Origin of the sequence: Sodalis ligni (assembly GCF_016865525.2) — a bacterium.
Taxonomy (GTDB): Bacteria; Pseudomonadota; Gammaproteobacteria; order Enterobacterales; family Enterobacteriaceae; genus Acerihabitans; species Acerihabitans ligni.
This window is the reverse complement of the sequence record NZ_CP075169.1, coordinates 2,078,937-2,100,520: the sequence shown is the minus strand read 5'-3', so window position 1 is coordinate 2,100,520 and position 21,584 is coordinate 2,078,937. Positions and strand designations below refer to the sequence as shown.

The following is a 21,584-nucleotide window of genomic DNA, read 5'->3' as shown; positions in this document are numbered from 1 at the left end:
GTTTGCTTATGGGATTAGCAGAGTGTGATGAAATTCTCTTTCCACGGAAAGGTAATTTGATAATTCTAACGTTGGCGGCAGGCTCTGTCGCTCTCTTCCTATGGGTTTTGTTTGGCAATCCGGCCGTTATCGATGGATGCGTGGCTGTAAGCGGGTAGCAATAAATGGGCATTTTTGTATCAAAGAAGTTAATTAATTTTATCGTGCTGGCTCAAACCAATAATATCGCCAAAGCCGCCGAAAAATTGCATATGACCGCCTCGCCGTTTGGCAAAAGCATCGCCGCGCTGGAAGAAATGGTGGGATATGAACTTTTTTCACGTACTGATAACAGCATCAGCCTGAATAAAGCCGGGCAGGAACTGTATCAAATGCTCTATCCCATTTATCAGCGGCTGGCCAGCATTGATACGGATATTATGCTGGCGGTAAACCACCACCAGAAAAACTGCGTTATCGGCATTGATACCGCTTATCCCACCATGATTTTTGATCAGCTCATCAGCCTGGGGGATAAATTTGACGGTTTCACCACCAAACCCTTTGATTTTAACGAAAGCGATCTGGTGTCCGGCTTGCTGGACCACGACGTGGATATGATCATTTCGCCCCAGCAGGCATCAACCCGCATTGCGGAGATCGCCAGTATGCTTATCACCCCGCTGGAGCCCATCCGGCTGGGCTTTCTGGCGTCGCGTATCCATGACAATGTCCAGGCCAGCGTGCTGCTGCATACCCTGCCCTGGCTGCAAATGCGTTTTCAGCATCGGGCGAATTTCGAATCGCTTATCGACTCCCACTTCCGCCACGCCGGCATTACGCCCACCATTATCTACCGGCCCTACAGTTTCCTGGCGAAAATCAGCGCCGTCAGCCGGGGACAATTTATTACGGTGGTGCCGCACTTCGCTTATCGGTTCGTCAATCCCGCCAGCCTGAAATATTTCGACGCTCCCAACCAACCCATGTATATGCCGGAGTACCTCTATTCGCTGAAAAGCTGCAAAATGATTGAAAAGCTGGTGGAAGCGGTGCAGGACGATCGTAACGGCACCAACCTCACCGCGTCGGCCCCGGCGTTATAACCACCGTTACGACAGTCCGTATTTAAGCCGGCGCGGCGGCCTTCATGACAGCAGGTTCCACACAATGTTGACCTAGAGACTGGACGCTCCAGGGTATGCCAGGCCGGCTATCACTGAAGCTTAAACCGAACCTGTTATAGGGAGAGCGCGCCGATGTGGTCGAAGCGGGCGTGGTTTTTCCGCCCGCCGGAGCGCCACTCGGCACGCTAGGCCCGCTATCACAAGCAGTGAATGCGGTAACGTCTTTACGACAGCATGGTCCCGTGTTCAATCAGGCTCATATGCATATCAAAAGCATGGGCCAAATCATGATGAATATGCCCGGTCTTGCCCAGGCTGAGATAATGATTAAGGCAATCGCGGTACATGGGATGCGCGCAATTGGCGATAATGGTTTGCGCCCGCTGGATTGGGGACAGCCCGCGTAAATCGGCGACGCCGTTTTCCGTGATGATGACCTTAACGCTGTGCTCGCTGTGATCCACATGGGAACACATCGGCACAATAGTGGAAATTTTACCGCCCTTGGCAATGGACGGAGCGATAAAGATGGACAAATAGGCATTGCGCTCAAAATCGCCGCTGCCGCCGATACCGTTCATAAGATTCACCCCGGCCACATGGGTGGAGTTGGCATGGCCGTAAATATCGAACTCCAGGCCCACGTTCAGCGCAATGACACCCAGGCGGCGGATGATTTCCGGGTTGTTGGAAATTTCCTGCGGCCGCAGGACAATCCGTTCGTTGAAGAAATCCATGTTCTTATAGATATGCTGCAGCACATCCGGCGGCACGGTCAGGCTGGAGGCGCTGGCGCCGATGATCCGGCCCTGCTCCATCAGGTCTATTACCGACGATTGCAGCACTTCGGAATACATCATAAAAGGTGGAATATCCGGATTTTCCCCCAAGGCCTTCAGCACCGCGTTATTGATATTGCCTACCCCGCTTTGCAGCGGTAAAAAACCCTCGGGAATACGCTGCGCATGGAGTTCCTTGAGCAAAAAACCCTCGACGTTACGGGCAATCTGCCGGCAGAGGGGGTTCTCGTCGCCGAACTCCTTAATCTGATCCGCCAGATGGGTATGCACCACCGCGACGATCTTTTTCGGGTCGATTTGCACATAGTTTTCCCCGGCCCGGTCGAGGGTATGGAAAATCGGCACCATACTGCGCAGCGGCGGCGCGCCCAGGGAAACGATATCAATCATTTCCTTGATGCGCGGCGAATGATAGCTGTTCAATTCGATGATCACCTGCCGCGCCTTTTGCAGAAAGACCGGCGCATTGCCGATGCCGCTGGTAAGATAGACGCGGCCCTCTTTAGTCACCTCCGAGGCTTCGATAACCGCCACATCTATCGGGCCGAAAAAGCCGTAATTCACCATTTGCGCCACTTCGCTCAGATGCAGGTCAACGAAGTTGATTTCACCTTGATTGATCTTATCCCGCAGCGCCGACGCGGTCTGATACGGCGCGCGCCATTCAACGGCCTCGGCCTCCGCCAGTTGATTATCCGCCAGCGCGCCGATGGACGCGCCGGTCAGCAGTTTTATCTTGAAGGGTATCGCCTGTTCATGGAGCGCCATCGCCCGTCGGGCCAAGGCTTCCGGCAGCGCTTTTGGCGCGCCGGCCGGGGTGAACCCGCTGAAGGCCACCATATTCCCATGCAAAATCAACTGCGCCGCTTCATCGGCGGTCATCACTGCGAAGTCCTGATCCATCGTCAATACTCCATGATCCAGTTAACAAAAAATGATTAATGGCCGAGGAAGTTCGCCTTGCGTTTTTCGATAAACGCCGCCATGCCTTCCTGGTAATCCTGGCTGTCATATACCACGCGCCGCAGTCCCTGAATGCGTTCGAACTCATCGGAATTCAGGGTGTGCGCCTCGCCGAGCACCCGCAGTTCTTCTTTTATCACCGCCACCGCCAGCGGCGCTTTTTCGGCAATGGTATTCGCCATCTTCATGGTGAACTCTTCCAAATCCTGCGGGTCGACGATGTGATTGAGAATGCCCACCGCCAGGCCGCGCTGGGCGGAAATGGGCGAGGCGGTAAATATCATCTCTTTGACGATATGGAATCCGGCGTCGCGGATCAGGTTGTGGATACCCACCAGGTTATAAGGCACGCCGAGATTCACCGGCGTCATGGAGAAGGTGGACTGATTGCTGGCGATAATGATATCGGAGCTCATGATAAGCTCGAACGCACCGCCCCAGACGCTGCCTTCCACCATGGAAATGATCGGCTTGGGAAATTTCTGGATGGCGCGGGTAATCTGGCGCAGCGGGTCGTCATACGCCAGCGGATCGCGGCGGGTTTTCGGCAGCTCATGGATATCATGGCCGGCGGAAAAGACCTTGGTGCCTTTTTGGGCGCGCAAAATCACGCAGCGGATATCAATATTATTCAGATCTTCCAATGCCTGAAGAATATCCTTGATAAAAACCGCGCTCAGGGCATTTAATTTTTTTCCATAATTGAATTCAATTATACCGACGCGGTTTTCTATCAATACTTTTACATAGTCGTAAGCCATCGTTGTCACCCTCAGTCAGAAATTTTTTCGCAAATATAATTAACGACGCTATTCACCGCGGCTCGCGGCGATAAGCAGTGATTTTCCACCTGTTGCAAAGCCTGCTGATAACGGTCCTGAATATCACCGCGGGCAAACAGGGCTTGCAACGTATTTTCTTCAATCTGCTTATGCATCGATTCCAGATATTGCCGTTTACGCAGCGCATCGAGCTGATTATCCAGCGCCATTTGCCGGTAAAAATCCTCTATACAGCGCCAGATATCGTCAATACCCTGCTGTTGCAGCGCGCTGCAGGTTAATACCGGTGGTGACCATGCCGGATATTTCCGTCGCATAATATGCAGCGCCGCCTGATACATTTGTCGGGTCATCATGACCTGGGGGTGATTATCGCCGTCGTCTTTATTGATAACGATAATATCGGCCATTTCCATAATGCCTTTTTTAATGCCCTGCAGTTCGTCGCCGGCCCCGGCCAGCTGCAGCGACAGGAAACAGTCCACCAGATGGGCGATATCCACTTCCGATTGGCCCACCCCTACCGTTTCCACAATGACCACGTCATAGCCCGCCGCCTCACATAGCAGCATCAGCTCCCGGGTACGGCGGCTGGTGCCCCCCAAGTAGCCGCCGGTGGGCACCGGGCGGATAAAGGCGTTTTGCGCCCGGGACAGCATCAGCATGCGGGTTTTATCCCCCAGGATGCTGCCGCCGCTCAAGGGGCTGCTGGGATCGATGGCAATCACCGCCACCTTCATATCACAGGTCAGCAGATAGCCGCCCAGGGCTTCCAGAAACGTACTCTTGCCCGCCCCCGGCACGCCGGTGATCCCCACCCGTTTTGCCCGGCCGGTATGGGGCATGATCCGGTCCAACAGGTCGGAGGCCAATCCCTGATGCGCGGGGAAGGTGCTTTCCACCAGGGTCATCGCCTGGGCCAGCGCTACCCGATCCCCCGCCAGCAACCGTTCAACGGCGCCATCGAGTCGGTCAGCGTTAATCATGGTAATCACTTATTTTGCTTAATACGTCGCGCACGCTGGTAAGCATGGGCGTACCCGGTCCATAAATCGCCACCACGCCGCGTTCGTACAGATAGTCATAATCCTGCGGCGGTATCACGCCCCCCGCCACGACCTTGATATCCTCGCGTCCGTAGCGGCCCAAGGCTTCAACCAGCGCTGGGATCAGGGTCTTGTGACCGGCGGCCAGGGATGAGGCGCCGATGACGTGCACGTCGTTTTCCACCGCCAGCTTGGCGATTTCCTCCGGCGTGGAAAACATCGGGCTCAGGTCCACATCAAAACCCAGGTCCGAATAGGCGCTGGCAATAACCTTGGCGCCGCGATCGTGGCCGTCCTGCCCCATCTTGGCCACCAGGATGCGCGGACGCCGGCCGTGTTCGGCCAGGAAGCGATCGGTAGCGGTCTTGATCTCTTCAAATTCCGCGGTGCCTTCGGCGCTCTGATGATAGCTGTTGGAGATAACGCCGGTGACGCAATTGGTCTGAACCAGGTAACGACCAAACGCCTCTTCAATGGCATCAGAGATTTCCCCAAGCGTAGCCCGCAGGCGAGCGGCATGGATTGCGGCTTCCAGTAAATTGGTGCCTTTCATGGCGGCATGGGTGAGTTGGCCCAAGGCATCGGCCACCGCGGCGTTGTCGCGGGCGGCGCGGATTTGCCGCAGGCGTTCCACCTGTTCCTGGCGCACTTTGACGTTATCGATTTCCAGTACAGCGGTGGCGTCTTCCTTCGCCAGCTTGTATTTATTCACGCCGACAATGACGCGTTTGCCCTGGTCAATCAGCGACTGCTGGCGCGCCGAGGCCTCTTCGATCATGCGTTTGGGCAGACCCGCCTCAATGGCCTTGGCCATGCCGCCCACTTCCTTGATCTGCTGGATAATGTCCCGCGCCGCTTTTACCACCTGATCCGTCAGGTTTTCCACATAATAGGAGCCGGCCAGCGGATCGACGGTACGGCAAATCGCCGATTCCTCCTGCAGGACAATCTGGGTATTACGGGCAATACGGGCGGAGAAATCGGTGGGCAGGCCCAGGGCTTCGTCAAAGGCGTTGGTATGCAGCGACTGGGTGCCGCCGAGGACGGCCGCCATTGCCTCGACGGTGGTGCGGATCACGTTGTTATAGGGATCCTGCTCCGTCAGGCTCCAGCCGGAGGTCTGGCAATGGGTGCGCAGCGCTTGGGATTTCGGGTTGGTGGAACCGAAACTTTTCACCGCCTCGCTCCATAAATAACGGGCGGCCCGCAGCATGGCGACGTTCATGAACAAATCCATGCCGATACCGAAGAAAAATGACAGACGCGGGGCAAAATCATCAATATCCAGACCGGCGGCCAGCGCCGCCTGGATATATTCAATACCGTCGGCGATGGTGAAAGCCACCTGCTGAACGCAGTTGGCCCCCGCTTCACCCATATGATAACCGCTGATACTGATGGTATTGAACTTCGGCATATTCGCCGAACAATAGGCGATGATATCGGAAATAATCCGCATCGACGGTTTCGGCGGATAGATATAGGTATTACGGCACAGATACTCTTTCAGAATATCATTCTGGATAGTGCCGGTTAACAGTTCGGGCTTAACCCCCTGCTCTTCCGCGGCGACAATATAAAACGCCATAATGGGAATAACCGCCCCGTTCATGGTCATGGAAACAGACATTTTTTCCAGCGGGATCTGATCGAACAGTATCTTCATGTCCTCCACGCTGTCGATGGCCACGCCGGCTTTACCCACGTCCCCCGATACCCGTTCATTATCGGAGTCATAACCCCGGTGCGTGGGCAAATCAAACGCCACCGACAGCCCCTTCTGCCCGGCCGCCAGGTTGCGGCGATAGAAGGCGTTGGACTCGGTGGCGGTGGAGAAGCCGGCGTATTGGCGTATGGTCCAGGGCTGGGCGGCATACATGGTGGCCCGCGGACCGCGGACGAAGGGCGCGATGCCCGGCAATGAACCGGTCACTTCCAAATCGGCAAGGTCAGCCTCCGTGTAGAGGGGCTTGATGCTGATCTCTTCCGCGGTAAGGGTATGCAGGTCATCAACGCTTTTCCCTAACCGGGACAATTCCTTATTGGCAAGTTTTTCCCATGCCTCTAGCTGAGCCATTATTGAACTCCTGATGGAATATGATAAATTTTATTTCATTCCTGTCCACGTTCCGCGCGCGCAGTGTCCCTTACCGATATAAACCGAAATCGGTACCGGCCGGTAAAAGATATTTTGGCGACTAATCACCTTTATTCATGAAAATGAAAAATTATTTCATTAATTATGATTCCTGTAAAATTTAATGAAAAAACTGGTATTTTAAATATAACTTTTCCGGGGGGGTTTTTGCCTCCAAAAAAGAAAGCTGGGCAATCATTATTTGTCTCATGGGGAAGGTCACTGGAGGAACCCCGACGCAGAGGGCTTAGCCTTTTTTAAAATGGGATCGGGATCTAATTAAATGGCGATTAAAAAGCAAAAACCATTCAGAAAAATAACTTATTTTAATTTTCGTGATGGAATTCCCGCTTATTTTTTTATTTTCTGTGTGGGGGAATCCCGTACCGGTTTCTTTTTATTCCCTTGTCCCTTTCCCGCCGATTGCGTAAGGCGGCGCCTTGGGATGCCAAGGTTATTTAGCGCTTTGGATCACAATCGCGGTAAACCTGCTAGGGTCATAGTAGGCAGATGACATCCGCAGGAGGAGAGCTTATGACCGCATTTCCCGCTAAAAAAGACCTTCCGGTGAACCTGGCGCGCCGCTACCTGGAACCCGGCCCCATTGTGCTGGTATCCTCATTCTGGCAGGGCAAGACCAATATCATGACCTTGGGCTGGCATACGGTACTTGAATTCACCCCTTCCCTCATCGGCTGCTTGATCTCCAGCGGTAATCACAGTTTCGCCATGATACGCGACAGCGGAGAATGCGTGATCAATCTTCCCACCACCGCCATAACCGATACCGTGGTGGGCATCGGTAATACCAGCGGCGCCGATATCGATAAATTCAGCCATTTCGGCCTGACCGCCGCACCTGCACAGCAGGTAAAGGCGCCGCTTATCCGCGAATGCCATGCCAATTTTGAGTGCCGCCTCTACGACGACGTGCTGATTGAGCGCTATAATTTTTTTATCTTCGAGATTGTCAAAGCCCATGCGGCCCCATCGCCCAAACACCCCGAAACGCTGCATTATACCGGCGACGGGGTGTTTATGGTGTCGGGCAAGATCATCAGCCGGCGGCAACAGTTTCGGCCTGAAATGCTGTAAAGGCGCGCCTGTCCGGTGGGATAATGACCGGACAGCAAGGAATTTGCCCTATCTGTCGTTATCATCCGCCCCGGACATAGGGTGCGGCCAATCAGTTAAACTGCCGGAAAAAAACGATGGAAAATCTGTCAACGTCCGATCCTGTTCGGTCATTACCCGCTGCCGAGGCGGTAAAAGCGGCGCCTTTGCAGCTTAAAAAGGCCATGACGGTGGGACACGTATTCCAGCTGATTGCCGCCAATTGCCTGGCGCAAATACTGGCCAACGCCGCCGGCGTGCGGCGGCAGGATGGGGAAAGCGTTCATCAGATGCGGGTGGGATTACGCCGGCTGCGCTCGGCCATCGGCCTGTTCAAAGCGGTGCTGCTACCCAACGAGTCGTTAAAAGAGGAACTGGATTGGCTGACCCGGCAACTGGGCATGGCCCGTGACTGGGATATCCTCGCCGGTCCCGTGTTAAGCGCCCTGACCGACGAGTTGGATGAACCGCTGCCCATAGAGTATGTGCGACAGGCGGCCTCCCGCCAGGCGAAAAAAAATGACAAAAGCGCTGCCGCCGCCGTCAGTTCGCCACGCTACGAACGGCTGGTGTTATCGCTGACCCAGTGGATCAACCAGCGCGGCTGGCGCGACAAAACTTCCGCATCGCAACAAAAGCGGCTGAAAAGCCGCATATCGCCGTTTGCCGACGAGATGCTCAAGCACTATCGCCGTCGGCTGAAAAAGCACGGCAAAAAACTCGCCGGGGCAGCGCCGACCGAGCGTCATAAAGTGCGCATCGCCGCCAAAAAAACCCGCTACAGCGCGGAGTTTTTTCAATCCCTGTATGTAGATAAAACCATGGCGCCGTTTGTCACGGCGCTGACGGGGTTGCAGGATACGCTGGGACGGCTTAACGATGCCGCCACCGCGGGGGGATTATTGCGGCAATTGCAGGAAAGCCATCCGCCGCTGGCGGAGACCATTAGCTATCTGCGTGGCTATCTGGCGGCCGGAGCCAAGGGCGAGGACCACAATATCCAGCGCTGCTGGCAGGCGTTTAAACCGCTGAAAACCCCGTTGCAAGCCTGAGGCGGCGAGCCTTCGGCAGGGAAACGGGTTTTATTATAGAAAGGGGTAATGTTTTTGACTCACCTGCCGAACGACATCAATACCGAACAACGGGCAGCCATCACCACCACCGAGGGCGCGGTTAGGGTTATCGCCGGCGCGGGCACCGGAAAACCCGCACTCTTATCGAACGCTATTGCTATTTGGTGTCCACCCTGGGCATCGCGCCGAAGAATATCCTGTGCGTCACTTTCACCAATCGGGCCGCCAACGAGATGAAGCGCCGGGTGCGCGCCGTCCTGGGGGATCGCGATCTAGGCTATATCTGCACTTTCCACGCTTTTTGCGTGCAGTTGTTGAAAGAAGACATCCATGTTCTGAATTATCCCCGCAATTTCACGATCCTGGATATGGAGGACCTCAAGCAAATACTGCAGAAAATCTTTACCGATATGGGGCTGACGCTGCGGGATACCACAATCAAGCGAACCCTGGACGAGGTGCTGGAAGCCAAAAAGCTCCATGCCACTACTTATATCGACGATATTTACCAGTTGGACAACGAACAGCTGAAGGCACGCTATTCCGACGCCCGCGACCGTGATGAAGAGATTTTCCTGCGTTATCTGTATGAACAGAAAAAATGCTTCGGCGTGGACTTTAACGACCTGATTAACTTCGCCACCTGGATTTTGGAGCACTTCCCCGACGTGCGCCAAAAATGGCAGGATCGCATGCAATACGTTATGGTGGATGAGTTTCAGGACGTCAGTAAACGGCAGTATAAACTGGCGCAGCTGCTGTCAGGCAAACACGGCAACCTGTTTATCGTCGGCGATCCCGATCAGACCATCTACTCCTGGCGCGGTTCGCACCTGCGGCTGTTTCTGGATTTCAATCAGGTCTATCCGGCCGCGGTTACCGTGGCGCTGACCACAAATTACCGTTCCACACCGGAAATCCTCACCGCCGCCAATACGCTGATTGAAAAGAATCAGGTCCGCTTCCCTAAATCCCTGCATGCGGTGAAGGCCAGCGGTCCCAGGGCGCGTTATTTCCATGCCAAAAGCGATAAAGATGAAGCGGACTGGGTGGTGGCGCAAATACAGGCATTGCGCGCCGCCGGGGTTGCCGCCGGCAGCATCGGCGTGCTCTACCGCGCCCATTATCTTACCCGTATGCTGGAAGAGCGGTTTGTGGAAAACAAGCTGCCTTATAAAATCTTCAGCGGCATCGCCTTTTATGAGCGCCGGGAAATCAAGGATATCATCTGCTATCTGCGCATGGTCACCGCCGGTGACGACCTGGCGTTTCTGCGTACCGTCAACGTGCCGCCGCGTAAAATCGGCAAAAAGAAGCTTGAGGCGCTGACACTGTATGGGGAACAACATCGCCTGACCCTCTACCAGTCCCTGCGGGAAAACCTCGATACCGACATGCTCAAAGGCACCCGGGCCAAGAGCTACGTTGCGGCCATCGACGCTCTTGGGCAACACCGCCAGACACTGGCCATGGATACCGCCCTGCAAACCCTGCTGGATCAAAGCGGTTATGAAGCCTATCTGCGGCTGCAGGGGGATCAGGATAGGCTGGATAACGTGGCGGAGCTCAAACGCGCGGTGCAGCGCGCCGCCTTGGATGAAGACGCCACCTTGGAAGATTTCCTGGCGCAAATCGCGCTATTCAGCAATCTCGACAGCGAAGAGAAACCCGATACGGTAAAGCTGATGACCATCCACAGCGCCAAAGGCATGGAATACCCTTATGTATTTATCTGCGGCCTGAACGAGGGGGTTTTCCCCAGCCGGCGCATAAGCTCGCTGGAGGAAATGGAGGAGGAGCGCCGCCTGGCCTATGTGGCGATGACCCGGGCCATGGACCGGCTGTACCTGAGCGATGCGGAAGGAGTCGCCAATGATAATCTGGTGAAGTATCCCTCAAGGTTTATCTTTGACGCCGGCGAGGAGAATATCGAGTATGTCGTTCCCCTCGAAGAGGGTTTAAAAACCGGGCTGCTGCGGGCTATTACCGCCGGGGATGAACAGCTCGGGAACATGGCGGCGCGCTATGATGTCAGCGATCGGGTGGATCATCCGGTGTTCGGCGGCGGGGTCATTATCAGCGTACATGAACGGGATGCCTATTATGCGATCAAGTTCGATGCGCTGCCTACCGAGCGCAATATCCAGTTCAGCGCATTGCATAAAGGTGAGTGAACTGATCCCCGGCTGCTGACAACCGTCCTCGGAGTTAAAAAGGCGGGACTGGCTGCCAGAAGAGTAAACCGTCCGGGCACTTTGCCAACAAGCCCAGCAAGCTTAGATAAGTAAACTCATCCGGCGGTTTCACGCCCGGCGGCATTATTCATAATCGGCTTCGCGCGACTTCAGGCCTTCCCTGTCCCGTAAGGGAGAAATGCCAAAATAGCGCCGGTATTCGCGGCTGAACTGCGAGGGGCTTTGATATCCCACCGAGAATGCCGCGCTGGCGGCATCCAGGCTGCCGTTAAGCAGCAGCTTGCGGGCCTCCAGCAATCGCAGGTGCTTTTGGTATTGCAACGGACTCATCACCGTCATCTCCTTGAAACGGCGATGCAGCACCGAGGCGCTCATATTGGCCAGTTTCGCCAGCGTATCTACCCGCATGGGCTCCTTGAAATGATCCTTGATCCAAAGGATAGCCTGATGAACGCCGCGGTCGTTGGCGTGGGACACTACCGCCTGATACAGCACCGAGCCGCTTTTTGCCTTCAGCAGCCGGTAAAAAATCTCCCGCTTCACCAGGGGTAACAAGACTGCGCTGTCCTCGGGTTTTTTGAGCAGCCGCACCAGCCGCAAAAAGGCATCCCGCAGTTCGGCGTCGGATTTATCCACGAAGACCCCGGTGGTTTCCGCCCCCCGGGGCACAACCTCGATGCCCATATCAATAATCAACGCAGCGATTTCCCTGACATCCAGCTCGATTCTCAACCCCAGATAGGGTGTGGCCGGCGTGGCCTCGGCCACCTGGCCGGAGATGGGCATATCGAGGGTGGAAAGCAGATAGCTGCCGCCGCCGTAGGCGGTAAAGGCTTTACCCAGCAGGATTTTTTTACTCCCCTGCAACACCAGGCAAAGGGAAGGCGAAAGCAATCCCCGCCCCATCTCCGTTGGATGACAAAACCGGATAAAGGTCAGGCCCGGCAATTCGGTGTGCACAAAACGCTGCTCAACGGGCACGCCGTCGAACCAGCCTCGCACCTCTTCACATAGCAAGGCCAACGTTACGCCGTCCTGCCCGCCCGCGTCTGATTCACCGATTATTTTCGTCAAGATGATTCATGGCCCGCAATGGTTTTGGGTTCCAGATATTCCTCAAGCCCGTACGTGCCGAACTCGCGGCCGATGCCCGACTGCTTGAAGCCGCCGAACGGCGCCTGTGGCAAATCGTACAGTCCGTTGATAAAAACGCGCCCCGCCACCAGCTGTTCGGCGACCCGCCGCGCCCTTTGCAGATCGGTGCCGCTGACATAGGCTTGTAAACCATAGACGGTGTCGTTAGCCATTTCAATAGCCTGGGTCTCTGATTTATAGGTCAGTACGGACAGAACCGGCCCGAAGATCTCCTCCCGGGCGATGGTCATTTCGGGCGTCACCCTGGCAAACACGGTGGGCCTGACGAAATAGCCCTGCTCCAGGCCTTCGGGATGGCCTTCGCCCCCTACTATCAATTCAGCGCCCTGCGCTATGCCGCTGCGGATATAGCCCTGTACCCGATCATATTGAATCTGGCTCACCAGCGGTCCGATGCGTGTGCTCTTTCGACGGGGATCCCCCACCGTTAAATCGGCGCTGTGGCGTTTAATCAATCTGATGACCTCATCCAGCAGCCGTTCGGGGACCAGCAACCGGCTGCCGGCGATACAGGCTTGTCCGCTGTTGATGGACACCGCGCTGAGCGCCAGGGGAATAGCCTTTTCCAGATCGGCATCTTCCAAAATCACGTTGGGTGATTTTCCCCCCAGCTCCAGCGTAACGCGCTTCATGGTCTCCACCGCCTCTCGGGCAATTCGCTTGCCCACCCGGGTAGAGCCGGTAAATGAAATTTTGGCGATATCCTGATGACGGACGATTTCCGTACCCACCGTATCGCCGCGCCCGGTCACAATGTTGAATACTCCCGAAGGAAGCCCGGCCTCATGCAGGCATTCGGTGAGTAATTGCGTCTGCAGCGCGCTCATCTCGCTGGGCTTGATTACCGCCGTACTGCCGGAGGCGATAACCATCGCCAGCTTACTGCAGATAAAACTATAGTTGGCGTTCCAGGGGGTAATCAGGCCCACCACCCCCAGCGGCTCCAGCACTACCCTGGCGGCGCCCGCCTGTTTCTCGAATTCGAAGGTCTCCAACAGGACTTTAGCGAGCCGGAAGGCCTCGGCGGCACGGGCCACCGTTCCGCTGCTCATGGACAGCGGCGCGCCATATTCTTCCACCATCCTGTCCACCAGTTCGGCAGTTTTTTCCGCCACAGCGTCATGCAGCCGCTGCAGATAGTCCATTCGCTCGGCTTTGGTGGTCTGTCTGAACTCCGGGTAAGCGGCCTTGGCCGCCGCAATCGCCGTTTGCGCGTCCACCTCGTCCGCCAACCGCACCCGCCCGATAACCGTCTTGGTGGCGGGATTGTATAAATCGAACAGTTCCTCGCCGTGAGGCGTGACGAACCGACCGTTGATATAGACCTGATTGACCGTTTTCATATGGGCTCCGCCCCTAAACCCGTCATACTTCAAGTTGCAGGTAGGTTGGCTGTCCTGCAACTCGGATTACTTGGGATATAAGTTGATGTGGCTTTAATGTTAAGCAGCGATCGGCGGAGGGGGATAGACCAATCCCATGACAAGATTGCCTAAAGCTGTCAGATTGTGGCCGGCGCAAGCCTGACGCTGTGGCCACGATATTGTAGTATTCCTGCGGCGGTGGGGATTGTTCGATTAGTGGCTATCATTATTTTATTTTTAAATCGATAAATACCCTCTCCATTAATTAAGTTTAATAACTTTTAAAACACTTCTTTTATATTTTATTGAACGAATATTTTAATCATTCTTTATCTTTTTTGATTAGACTTTAATTCTCTCACTGTTAATATTCACAGTATCGAGGAAAACATTTAATAATGAAATAGATATCTTATATGGTAATTAATTATTCACATCATGATGCAATATTCAAGACGTTTTTAACCGATGCCGCCACTGCCCGTGATTTTTTTGAAATCCATTTACCTTCTTCTTTACGACAGCGCTGCAATTTTAATACACTATCCCTGTGTTCCGGTTCTTTTGTGGAAGAGAATTTACGTCATCACTGCTCGGATATGCTTTATTCGGTGCAAACCCGCAAAGGTTCCGGCTATATTTATTGTCTAGTAGAGCACCAAAGCACGCCACAAAGGTTAATGGCGTTTCGTTTAATGCGTTACTGCCTTGCGGCCATGCAGCAGCATCTTGATCAAGGGCATAAAGATCTGCCGGTGGTGGTGCCGTTGCTTTTTTATCAAGGCGGTCGTAAGGGCGGCTACCCTTATGACAATGATTGGTTTAACTGCTTTAACGATATTGAGTTGGCCAGGGATATCTATACACGTCCCTTCCCGCTGATCGATCTCTCGGTCATACCGGATAAGGAGATCTTGACTCATAAGCGGGTAGCTTTACTCGAATTGATACAAAAGCATATCCGGCTGCGGGATATGGCGCTGCTGGTGAAGGATATCGGCACCTTGATAAACCGGTGGCAACCCTCAAGGAAGCTGCGTAGAAGCCTGGTAACCTATATCGCGCGAGCGGGGAAAACCGATGATATCGAGCGTTTTGTGCAGGTGCTGTATCAACATGCGCCGCTTAATCTGGAGGGAAAAGAAATGCTGACGATAGCACAACATTTTGAACGGGAAGGACTGCGAAAAGGCAAGCGAAAAGGCCGGCAGCAAGGCCGACAGGAAGGCCGGCAGGAAGGCCGGCAGGAAGGCAGGCAGCAAGGCCGGCAAGAAGGCCGTCAGGAAGGCAAACAGGAAGGTATTTTGAAAGGCAAGCTGGAGGTAGCCCGGCAGTCTCTTGCAGATGGTACGGATCGTGCGCTGGTTAAAAAATGGACGGGGCTTTCCGATATGGACTTGGACTGTTTGCTGACTAAATAAGAAATAATCCCCCGCCGCCGGGCAGACTCCCTGTACCGGCCGCGGCCGTCTAATGCTACTGCTTCGTTAATGATTCAATCAAATCAGCGACGGCGCGTCTTATTGGCGCCAAATCAAAATCCGACGCCAAGGCGTCACCGTCGAAGCTTGTCGCCAATTCATCAATACCGAAAAGAGCCCGCACGTATCGCGGATAGATAACCTGGCCGATAAGCCGGTGCGCCGCCTCGGCGCCGGCCTGGGCCGACACACCGAACGTCGTCTGCAGATAAGCGCCCAGACGTCTTTCAACCTCGGTAAACATCACGTCGTAATGCTGCGCCGCCCCCTGCGGGAAGCGGTTGGTTTCCGACATACTGACGCGGCACATTTGTATCGAGGGCTGGTAAAGCAACGTTTCCAGATAGCGGCCACAAAACAGCGCCAGCGCTTGCGCCGGTTCATTTGAATAGTCGCCAGGCATTCTCAGCCTGCCGAGAAAAAGCCCGCGCACCAGGTCTATGACCGCGAGGAACAGTTTTTCCTTGCTCTCAAAATGAGCATACAGGGAACGTTTCGATGTTTCTCCGCGCCGGGCAACCACATCCATCGACGCCCGCTCGAACCCCATCGCCAGAAACACATCCTTGGCTATCCACAGAATGTGTTCACGTAATTCATCGCCTCTTCTTGCCATGCCTGATTGTAACGTACCTCGCCCTGCCTTGACAAACAAAAAAGTAAACGGTACGGTATAGTTTACTTGGCTACCCAGCAGAGGAATTTAATTATGATTGTCGTAACAACCCCCACCGGCAACATCGGCACACAGGTTCTTGAAAAGATCCTGGACAACGGCGAACCTATTCGCGTTATCGCCCGCGATCCCTCGCGCCTGCCCGCCTCTTTCCGCGAACGCGTGGAGGTTTTTCAAGGTTCCCATGGGGACAGCGCCATCGTCAATCAGGCGTTCGCCGGCGCCGACTCGGTGTTCTGGCTGGTGCCGCCGAACATGCAGGCCGCGAGCCTCGAGGCCGCCTACGTGGACTTCACCCGGCCGGCGTGCGACGCCCTCAAGCGCCATGGCGTCAAACGGGTGGTGACGGTATCGGCCCTGGGTCGCGGTTGGCCCCGCCACGCCGGATTCGTCTCGGCATCGCTGGCAATGGACGACCTGATCGCCAGCACCGGCGTGAGCTTCCGTGCGCTGACCATGCCCTCGTTTATGGATAACATGCTAATGCAAATAGAGTCCATCAAAAATCAGGGCATGTTCTTTTCCCCCATCGACGGGGACCGTAAATCACCCACCTGCGCTACCCGCGACATCGCCGCCGTTGCCGCCGATTTGCTGCTGGACGCCTCCTGGAGCGGACAGGACAGCGTCCCGATACTTGGTCCCGAAGATCTCTCCTTCAACGATATGGCGGGTATCATGACCGAGGTATTGGGGAAACTTGTGCGTTTCCAGCAAATCCCCTTCGATGCCTTTAAGGCCAGGCTCCTGGGATTCGGCATGTCTGAGGCCATGGCCCAAGGCATGGTCGACATGATGGCGGCCAAGAACGAGGGCATGGACAACACCGTGCAGCGCACGCCGCAGTCCGGTAGTCCCACCCGCTTCCGCCAATGGTGCGAGGACACATTGAAACCCGCCGTCACCCACTAGGGCAGAGGCCAGGCCAACATCTCGCCGGTAGAATATTGACGGGCGAGATGCCACGATGTCATTGCCATGCCGGAAAATAACATTCCCTGAATTGATATTTTTCGGCATCACCGGGCTGGTGCTGGCGGTTAAATTGGGACGCCGTTTGTCCCCTCGCTATGGAGCATGGGGAGCCTCGCTGCTGGCGGGATACCAAACGCCCCCGAATGGTTCCCGCCGACAATGCGGTGACGTACAAGATATTAGCCCCAACGGGCTAATAAAACGCAACATATAGTGTTATATGAAAAAAAACAACATGTGTTCCGTATTTATTATTCCGCTTGGGCGTACAGGGTCATGAATTTATATCAATCTGCCGGAGAGTAGGCGTGATATTTTATTTCATGCTGTCGGCGATGGCCTCTACATTATGTTTAAATGCCGCGATATAAGTGGCGGCGGGGCCGTCCGCCTTAGATAACGCTTCGGGATATAACTCACCACCCGGTTTCGCACCGCTGGCGGAGGCAATTTGTTTCACCAGGCGCGGGTCGGTTTGATTTTCAAAAAAATACGTTTTAATATGCTGCTGTTTGATTTGATTAATCAATCCGGCCACATCGCTGGCGCTGGCTTCCGATTCGGTGGAAAAACCCACTGGCGCCAAAAATGAAACGCCATATTCCGCGCCAAAATAGCCGAAGGCGTCATGACTGGTGATCACTTTGCGCCTGGACTGCGGAATAGCGGCAAATTCCGCCTTGGCCCAGCTGTCGAGCTTTTCCAATTGCTGGATATAGGCGCCCCCCTGTCGGCGGAAATAGTCCGCATCTTCCGGATCGGCCGCAATCAGCGCATTCATTACGTTTCTCGCATAAATAGCCCCGTTTTTGGCGCTGTTCCAGGCGTGGGGGTCGGTTATGGTTTTACCGTCCTCATCCATATGGCGCGTGGGCACGCCGTCAGAGGCCGTGACAATGATGCCTTTATAACCGGAGGCCGTCACCAGACGCCCCATCCATCCTTCCAAACCCAGGCCGCTGACAAACACCACGTCGGCCCGGCCCAACGCCTGGCTGTCCTTTGGCGACGGCTCGAAGCTATGAGGATCTCCGTCCGGCCCCACCAGACTGGTCACTTTCACATGATCGCCCCCAACTTCCTTCACGATATCAGCCAACACTGAGAAGCTGGCCACCGTATCCACGGTTTTGGCCAGCGCCGCAGGGCTTGCCATTATCATCACCACCGCCAAGGATACCGGTAAACGTTTCATTCTTTTTCCTCATTGATAAGTACTCTTCGCCGCCGCAGCATCAGCGCACAGCCGCCGCGCGGGCCCAATAACACCGATAGAAAAAAAATCACGCTAGCGGACAGGACAATGGCCGGCCCGGCCGGCAGCGAGGCGTAAAACGACCACATCAACCCCACCCAGGAGCTCAGCAATCCGATGGCCGCGGCAATCAGCAGAATCACCGGCAAATGTCCTGACCAGCAGCGGGCGGCCACGGCGGGCAGCATCATCAGGCCTACGGACATCAGGGTGCCGAGGATCTGGAATCCGGCCACCAGGTTCAACACCACCAGCGCCAGGAATATGCCGTGAATCACGCGGGGATAGCCCTGGCGGTTCACCCGCAGAAAAGCCACGTCAAAGGCTTCAATTACCAACGCGCGATACAGCAGCGCCAGGCATAGAAAGGTAAAACCGGCAATCAGCCCGACAAATTTGATGGCATTGATATCCACGGCCAGGATCGATCCGAACAGCAGATGCAGCAGATCGACGCTGGAACCGCGAAGCGATACCAGGGTGACGCCCAATGCCAGTGACCCGAGGTAAAAGCCGGCAAAGGTGGCATCCTCTTTTAATTGGGTCATTGAACTTACCCAGCCGGAGAGCAAGGCCACCAGCAATCCGGCGGCGAAACCGCCGATGCCCATGGCCATCAGCGACATGCCTGAGATGAGGTAGCCGATGGCCACGCCGGGGAGAATGGCGTGGGATAAGGCGTCCCCCACCAGGCTCATGCGCCGCAGCAGTAAAAACACGCCCAGAGGGGCGGTGCTTAACGATAAGGCGAAACAGGCCGCCAGCGCCCGGCGCATAAACCCGTAGGCGTTAAACGGATCAATAAAAAAATGCAGCATTATCAGCCGACCCGATCAAAGGATTGAAAGCAAAAACAGGATTCCGATTGCGGTGTCCGATGGGACAGGATGTCGGCGGAAGGTCCCCACCGGTTTTGTTCGGGGGTTAACAGCAATGTTTGCGGAAAATGACGGGCCACTTGGCCGTGATCGTGCAGCACCACAATAATGGTTTGCCCCGCCCGGTGGAGCTGGCCGATAACCTCCAGCAGGAGATCGCAGGTCTGCCGGTCTATGCCGGTGAATGGCTCATCCAACAGCACCAGCGGCGCCTGCTGCACCAGCAGGCGGGCAAACAGCATGCGCTGGAACTGTCCGCCCGAGAGCGCATCTATGGGACGGGTGGGCATGTCCTCCAGCCCCACCCGCTGCAGCGCATGATGAATAAGGGCCTTGTCCGTCCCGCCGATGCGGCGTAGCAATCCGGTAGCCGGCCAGCACCCCATGGACACCACGTCAAAAACATTGACCGGAAACTGTCGATCCAGTTCCGACTGCTGCGGCAAATAGGCGATGCGCGGCGGCCGCGCGGTAGCGAAGGCCAGATTGCCCGCCACCGGCGGCAACAGGCCGGCAAGCGTTTTAAGCAGCGTGGATTTACCGGTGCCGTTAGCGCCGATGATAGCGGTCAAACTGCCGATTTCAAAGGTGCCGTTAAGAGGACAGCTGATACGCTGTCCTTGATAACCCAGAACGAGATTATTCAGCGTAATCATGGCAGTAACGACGCCCAATAAATGACGGTCCACAGAACTGCCAGCACCGCACAGGCGGCCAGCATGCGCGTTATGCCGGAAGAGGTAAGCAGGTTGAGGCTTGCCTGGCGGCGTAAAAGAAAAGTAATGGGATTCATAAATAAGCCGAATTATTATTGATACAGTATAACATAACCCTACAAAGGGTTCTTTGCCCAAGACCACCGCGCCGATCGCGCTTTTTTGCGGTAGCGCCCTGCTCCGCTACCGACTGGGGCGGGGAAATGCGCCCCGCCGCTAGAATAATAAGGCGGCAGGGGGACGCCGGGATTAAACGGCGAATAAACGATAGCTAATACTACGTTACATATTAAATTGTTTTGTATGTTATAACGTTACTATACAAGTGACTGCGGGATCTGTACCCTTGCATTCCGCCGGACTCCGCGACGGCCAGCAGATGTCTATTACGTTGTTTATCCAACGCGTTAGATACGACATTCCTCTCTACAAAGTCAGGTTAAGAATTACGATGTTTAGGATCAACTCAGTTTATCGGGGATATATCCGGCTGTCCCTGTTGTTGTTGGGTTTCGTGATAAGTTCTCTGTCCCAGGCCCAAATGATAAGCCGACCATCGGTGCAATCCCGTTCCGCTTTGGTCATTGATCAGAATACCGGCAAGATACTCTTTGAAAAAAACGCTCGCCAGGCTTATCCCATCGCCTCGCTGAGCAAGCTGATGACCGCTGTCGTGGTAATGGAAAGCAAGCCGAAGCTCGAACAGAAAATAGAGGTCAGGCCGGACGATCGCGATGTGCTGAAACGCACCCATTCCAGACTCACCATCGGTTCGGTGCTGACGCGGCGGGATATGCTGCATATCGCCCTGATGTCATCGGAAAACCGGGCGGCGTCCGCGCTGAGCCGGGCCTATCCCGGCGGCCGCGCCGCATTTGTCAAACACATGAACCAAAAAGCCAGGCAGTTGGGCATGCGGCAAACGCATTTCAACGATCCCACTGGCCTGACGCCCCGCAATACCGCCAGCGCCTTTGACCTGTCGCGGATGTTTAACTACGCCTACCGGTTTCCGCTTATCAGGCAATTTTCCGTGGACAAGACCTATACCGTCTATCCGGGGGACAGGCCTCTGGTTTACCGCAATTCCAATGGGTTAATCAACAATCCCTCATGGCATATCGAACTGCAGAAAACCGGTTTTACCGATGAGGCCGGCCATTGCCTGCTGATCCGGACCACCAGCGGCCGGCATACCTACCTGATCGTCATCCTGGGGGGGACCGGCTCCTATACCCACTACACCGATGCCATTCATATCAAGAACTGGCTGTCGCATATTGCCTAAGGCCGGCAAACCGGGATGCAAGCTGCGCAAGGCCACATCCCGGCAACGTTAGTCTGCCCGACGGTACAAGGGTTCACGCATTTCCTGCGTGACCTTGGCATCAATGCTTCTCTCCGCGATGGGGCGCAGCAGCAGCCGAGGCAGCCCTATGGGTTCGTCCGTTTCGATGCAATAGCCGTAGGTGCCGTTTTCAATGCGGCGCAGGGCGGCATCATATTTAGGCAGTAAACGGCTTTCCCGGTCGATTTGCCGGAAGAGAAAGCGTAACTCCTCTTCGCGCATGGCCTTGTCCGCCTCATCGCCGCTGGCGTCGTTACTCTTTTTGATTTCCGTCTTCAGCCCATCGATATGATCCAACAGCCCGCGCCGTTCAGTTGCCAGCCGCCGTTTGAAAAAATCGAGCTGGGCTGCGTTCATATATTCCCGTTCATCCATGGACAAGAGTGTCTGTTCGTCTATTTCAGGTATCTGGATTGAATCGGTCATAGTTCCCTCCCAACAGCGTTTGAAAACTCCGGTAGCGACGTGCCAATTGCCCGTGGGGAAACGGCAGCAAGCGGCTTACAGCCTTAATGCCCGGC

18 protein-coding genes and 1 pseudogene are annotated in these 21,584 nt (G+C 55.1%); 8 read left to right on the top strand and 11 right to left on the bottom strand.

All coding sequences use genetic code 11. From position 1 onward, the window contains the following. The first annotated feature begins 164 nt into the window (after positions 1 to 164). Positions 165 to 1,085, top strand: coding sequence for a LysR family transcriptional regulator SrsR (gene srsR, locus GTU79_RS09885; protein ID WP_203522055.1), 921 nt, complete (start codon positions 165 to 167; stop codon positions 1,083 to 1,085). Between the two features lie 245 nt (positions 1,086 to 1,330). Here srsR and GTU79_RS09880 read toward each other — a convergent pair whose 3' ends face one another. From GTU79_RS09880 to scpA, 4 genes are read right to left on the bottom strand one after another with little or no spacing between them, the layout of a single operon-like run. Continuing rightward, a complete protein-coding gene (locus tag GTU79_RS09880; protein ID WP_413726912.1) occupies positions 1,331 to 2,788 on the bottom strand; it encodes a succinate CoA transferase in 1,458 nt (485 codons plus the stop codon). Positions 2,789 to 2,844: 56 nt separating this feature from the next. After that, positions 2,845 to 3,630, bottom strand: a complete 786-nt coding sequence (gene scpB / locus GTU79_RS09875; protein WP_132922371.1) for a methylmalonyl-CoA decarboxylase — start codon at positions 3,628 to 3,630, stop codon at positions 2,845 to 2,847. 11 nt (positions 3,631 to 3,641) lie between these two features. Next, positions 3,642 to 4,637 carry a methylmalonyl Co-A mutase-associated GTPase MeaB gene (meaB, locus tag GTU79_RS09870; RefSeq protein WP_132922372.1) on the bottom strand — a complete coding sequence of 332 codons (996 nt, stop codon included), beginning with the start codon at positions 4,635 to 4,637 and terminating at the stop codon, positions 3,642 to 3,644. Next, complete coding sequence (gene scpA, locus GTU79_RS09865; protein WP_132922373.1) at positions 4,630 to 6,774, bottom strand: methylmalonyl-CoA mutase; 2,145 nt, start codon at positions 6,772 to 6,774, stop codon at positions 4,630 to 4,632. Before scpA ends, meaB begins: the two co-directional genes overlap by 8 nt. 594 nt (positions 6,775 to 7,368) lie before the next feature. Between scpA and GTU79_RS09860 the strand changes: the two genes are divergently transcribed. From GTU79_RS09860 to GTU79_RS31340, 4 genes and pseudogenes are all read left to right on the top strand, one after another. After that, on the top strand, positions 7,369 to 7,929 hold the full coding sequence (locus GTU79_RS09860) for a flavin reductase family protein (protein ID WP_203522056.1): 561 nt from the start codon (positions 7,369 to 7,371) through the stop codon (positions 7,927 to 7,929). 116 nt (positions 7,930 to 8,045) lie between these two features. Then, positions 8,046 to 8,999, top strand: coding sequence for a CHAD domain-containing protein (locus tag GTU79_RS09855; protein WP_203522057.1), 954 nt, complete (start codon positions 8,046 to 8,048; stop codon positions 8,997 to 8,999). A 48-nt stretch (positions 9,000 to 9,047) separates the two neighbouring features. Continuing rightward, positions 9,048 to 9,826, top strand: a pseudogene (locus GTU79_RS31345) (ATP-dependent helicase); the annotation flags it as partial. Between the two features lie 75 nt (positions 9,827 to 9,901). Then, on the top strand, positions 9,902 to 11,194 hold the full coding sequence (locus tag GTU79_RS31340; RefSeq protein ID WP_420854174.1) for an ATP-dependent helicase: 1,293 nt from the start codon (positions 9,902 to 9,904) through the stop codon (positions 11,192 to 11,194). A gap of 144 nt (positions 11,195 to 11,338) precedes the next feature. Here GTU79_RS31340 and GTU79_RS09840 read toward each other — a convergent pair whose 3' ends face one another. Together GTU79_RS09840 and GTU79_RS09835 are read right to left on the bottom strand one after the other, a co-directional pair. Next, positions 11,339 to 12,289 (bottom strand): AraC family transcriptional regulator, encoded by a 951-nt coding sequence (locus GTU79_RS09840; RefSeq protein ID WP_203522059.1) that lies wholly within the window; start codon positions 12,287 to 12,289, stop codon positions 11,339 to 11,341. After that, entirely contained in the window at positions 12,286 to 13,713 is a 1,428-nt protein-coding gene (locus tag GTU79_RS09835) for an aldehyde dehydrogenase family protein (RefSeq protein ID WP_203522060.1), read from the bottom strand. The genes GTU79_RS09840 and GTU79_RS09835 overlap by 4 nt, the downstream gene beginning before the upstream one ends. 437 nt (positions 13,714 to 14,150) lie before the next feature. Between GTU79_RS09835 and GTU79_RS09830 the strand changes: the two genes are divergently transcribed. Then, positions 14,151 to 15,155, top strand: a complete 1,005-nt coding sequence (locus tag GTU79_RS09830) for an Rpn family recombination-promoting nuclease/putative transposase (protein WP_203522061.1) — start codon at positions 14,151 to 14,153, stop codon at positions 15,153 to 15,155. Between the two features lie 55 nt (positions 15,156 to 15,210). Here GTU79_RS09830 and GTU79_RS09825 read toward each other — a convergent pair whose 3' ends face one another. After that, positions 15,211 to 15,831, bottom strand: coding sequence for a TetR/AcrR family transcriptional regulator (locus GTU79_RS09825; RefSeq protein WP_203522062.1), 621 nt, complete (start codon positions 15,829 to 15,831; stop codon positions 15,211 to 15,213). Between the two features lie 93 nt (positions 15,832 to 15,924). Between GTU79_RS09825 and GTU79_RS09820 the strand changes: the two genes are divergently transcribed. Beyond that, the gene (locus GTU79_RS09820; protein ID WP_203522063.1) at positions 15,925 to 16,803 is read left to right on the top strand and encodes an NmrA family NAD(P)-binding protein; all 879 of its coding nucleotides are present in this window, start codon (positions 15,925 to 15,927) and stop codon (positions 16,801 to 16,803) included. A 379-nt stretch (positions 16,804 to 17,182) separates the two neighbouring features. Here the strand turns inward: GTU79_RS09820 and GTU79_RS09815 are convergent, their stop codons facing one another. Genes GTU79_RS09815 through GTU79_RS09805 form a run of 3 tightly spaced genes read right to left on the bottom strand, consistent with a single transcriptional unit; the run spans position 17,183 to position 19,688 of the window. Beyond that, positions 17,183 to 18,061, bottom strand: a complete 879-nt coding sequence (locus tag GTU79_RS09815; RefSeq protein ID WP_203522064.1) for a metal ABC transporter substrate-binding protein — start codon at positions 18,059 to 18,061, stop codon at positions 17,183 to 17,185. Continuing rightward, positions 18,058 to 18,945, bottom strand: coding sequence for a metal ABC transporter permease (locus GTU79_RS09810; RefSeq protein WP_132922383.1), 888 nt, complete (start codon positions 18,943 to 18,945; stop codon positions 18,058 to 18,060). Before GTU79_RS09810 ends, GTU79_RS09815 begins: the two co-directional genes overlap by 4 nt. Next, on the bottom strand, positions 18,942 to 19,688 hold the full coding sequence (locus GTU79_RS09805; RefSeq protein WP_420854161.1) for a metal ABC transporter ATP-binding protein: 747 nt from the start codon (positions 19,686 to 19,688) through the stop codon (positions 18,942 to 18,944). The genes GTU79_RS09810 and GTU79_RS09805 overlap by 4 nt, the downstream gene beginning before the upstream one ends. A gap of 478 nt (positions 19,689 to 20,166) precedes the next feature. Between GTU79_RS09805 and GTU79_RS09800 the strand changes: the two genes are divergently transcribed. Then, positions 20,167 to 21,003: a serine hydrolase gene (locus GTU79_RS09800; protein ID WP_203522065.1), complete on the top strand. Its 837-nt coding sequence runs from the start codon at positions 20,167 to 20,169 to the stop codon at positions 21,001 to 21,003. A gap of 48 nt (positions 21,004 to 21,051) precedes the next feature. Here the strand turns inward: GTU79_RS09800 and dksA are convergent, their stop codons facing one another. Next, complete coding sequence (gene dksA / locus GTU79_RS09795; protein ID WP_132922385.1) at positions 21,052 to 21,489, bottom strand: RNA polymerase-binding protein DksA; 438 nt, start codon at positions 21,487 to 21,489, stop codon at positions 21,052 to 21,054. Between the last annotated feature and the right edge of the window lie 95 nt (positions 21,490 to 21,584).

Bases quoted from the DNA above. Each gene is read 5' to 3' on its own strand.
- GTU79_RS09800 (WP_203522065.1), top strand. From the start codon at position 20,167: ATGTTTAGGATCAACTCAGTTTATCGGGGATATATCCGGCTGTCCCTG.
- GTU79_RS09880 (WP_413726912.1), bottom strand. From the start codon at position 2,788: ATGACCGCCGATGAAGCGGCGCAGTTGATTTTGCATGGGAATATGGTG.
- GTU79_RS09820 (WP_203522063.1), top strand. From the start codon at position 15,925: ATGATTGTCGTAACAACCCCCACCGGCAACATCGGCACACAGGTTCTT.
- scpB (WP_132922371.1), bottom strand. From the start codon at position 3,630: ATGGCTTACGACTATGTAAAAGTATTGATAGAAAACCGCGTCGGTATA.
- GTU79_RS09835 (WP_203522060.1), bottom strand. From the start codon at position 13,713: ATGAAAACGGTCAATCAGGTCTATATCAACGGTCGGTTCGTCACGCCT.
- GTU79_RS09815 (WP_203522064.1), bottom strand. From the start codon at position 18,061: ATGAAACGTTTACCGGTATCCTTGGCGGTGGTGATGATAATGGCAAGC.
- GTU79_RS09855 (WP_203522057.1), top strand. From the start codon at position 8,046: ATGGAAAATCTGTCAACGTCCGATCCTGTTCGGTCATTACCCGCTGCC.
- dksA (WP_132922385.1), bottom strand. From the start codon at position 21,489: ATGACCGATTCAATCCAGATACCTGAAATAGACGAACAGACACTCTTG.
- GTU79_RS09825 (WP_203522062.1), bottom strand. From the start codon at position 15,831: ATGGCAAGAAGAGGCGATGAATTACGTGAACACATTCTGTGGATAGCC.
- scpA (WP_132922373.1), bottom strand. From the start codon at position 6,774: ATGGCTCAGCTAGAGGCATGGGAAAAACTTGCCAATAAGGAATTGTCC.
- GTU79_RS09830 (WP_203522061.1), top strand. From the start codon at position 14,151: ATGGTAATTAATTATTCACATCATGATGCAATATTCAAGACGTTTTTA.
- GTU79_RS09860 (WP_203522056.1), top strand. From the start codon at position 7,369: ATGACCGCATTTCCCGCTAAAAAAGACCTTCCGGTGAACCTGGCGCGC.
- srsR (WP_203522055.1), top strand. From the start codon at position 165: ATGGGCATTTTTGTATCAAAGAAGTTAATTAATTTTATCGTGCTGGCT.
- meaB (WP_132922372.1), bottom strand. From the start codon at position 4,637: ATGATTAACGCTGACCGACTCGATGGCGCCGTTGAACGGTTGCTGGCG.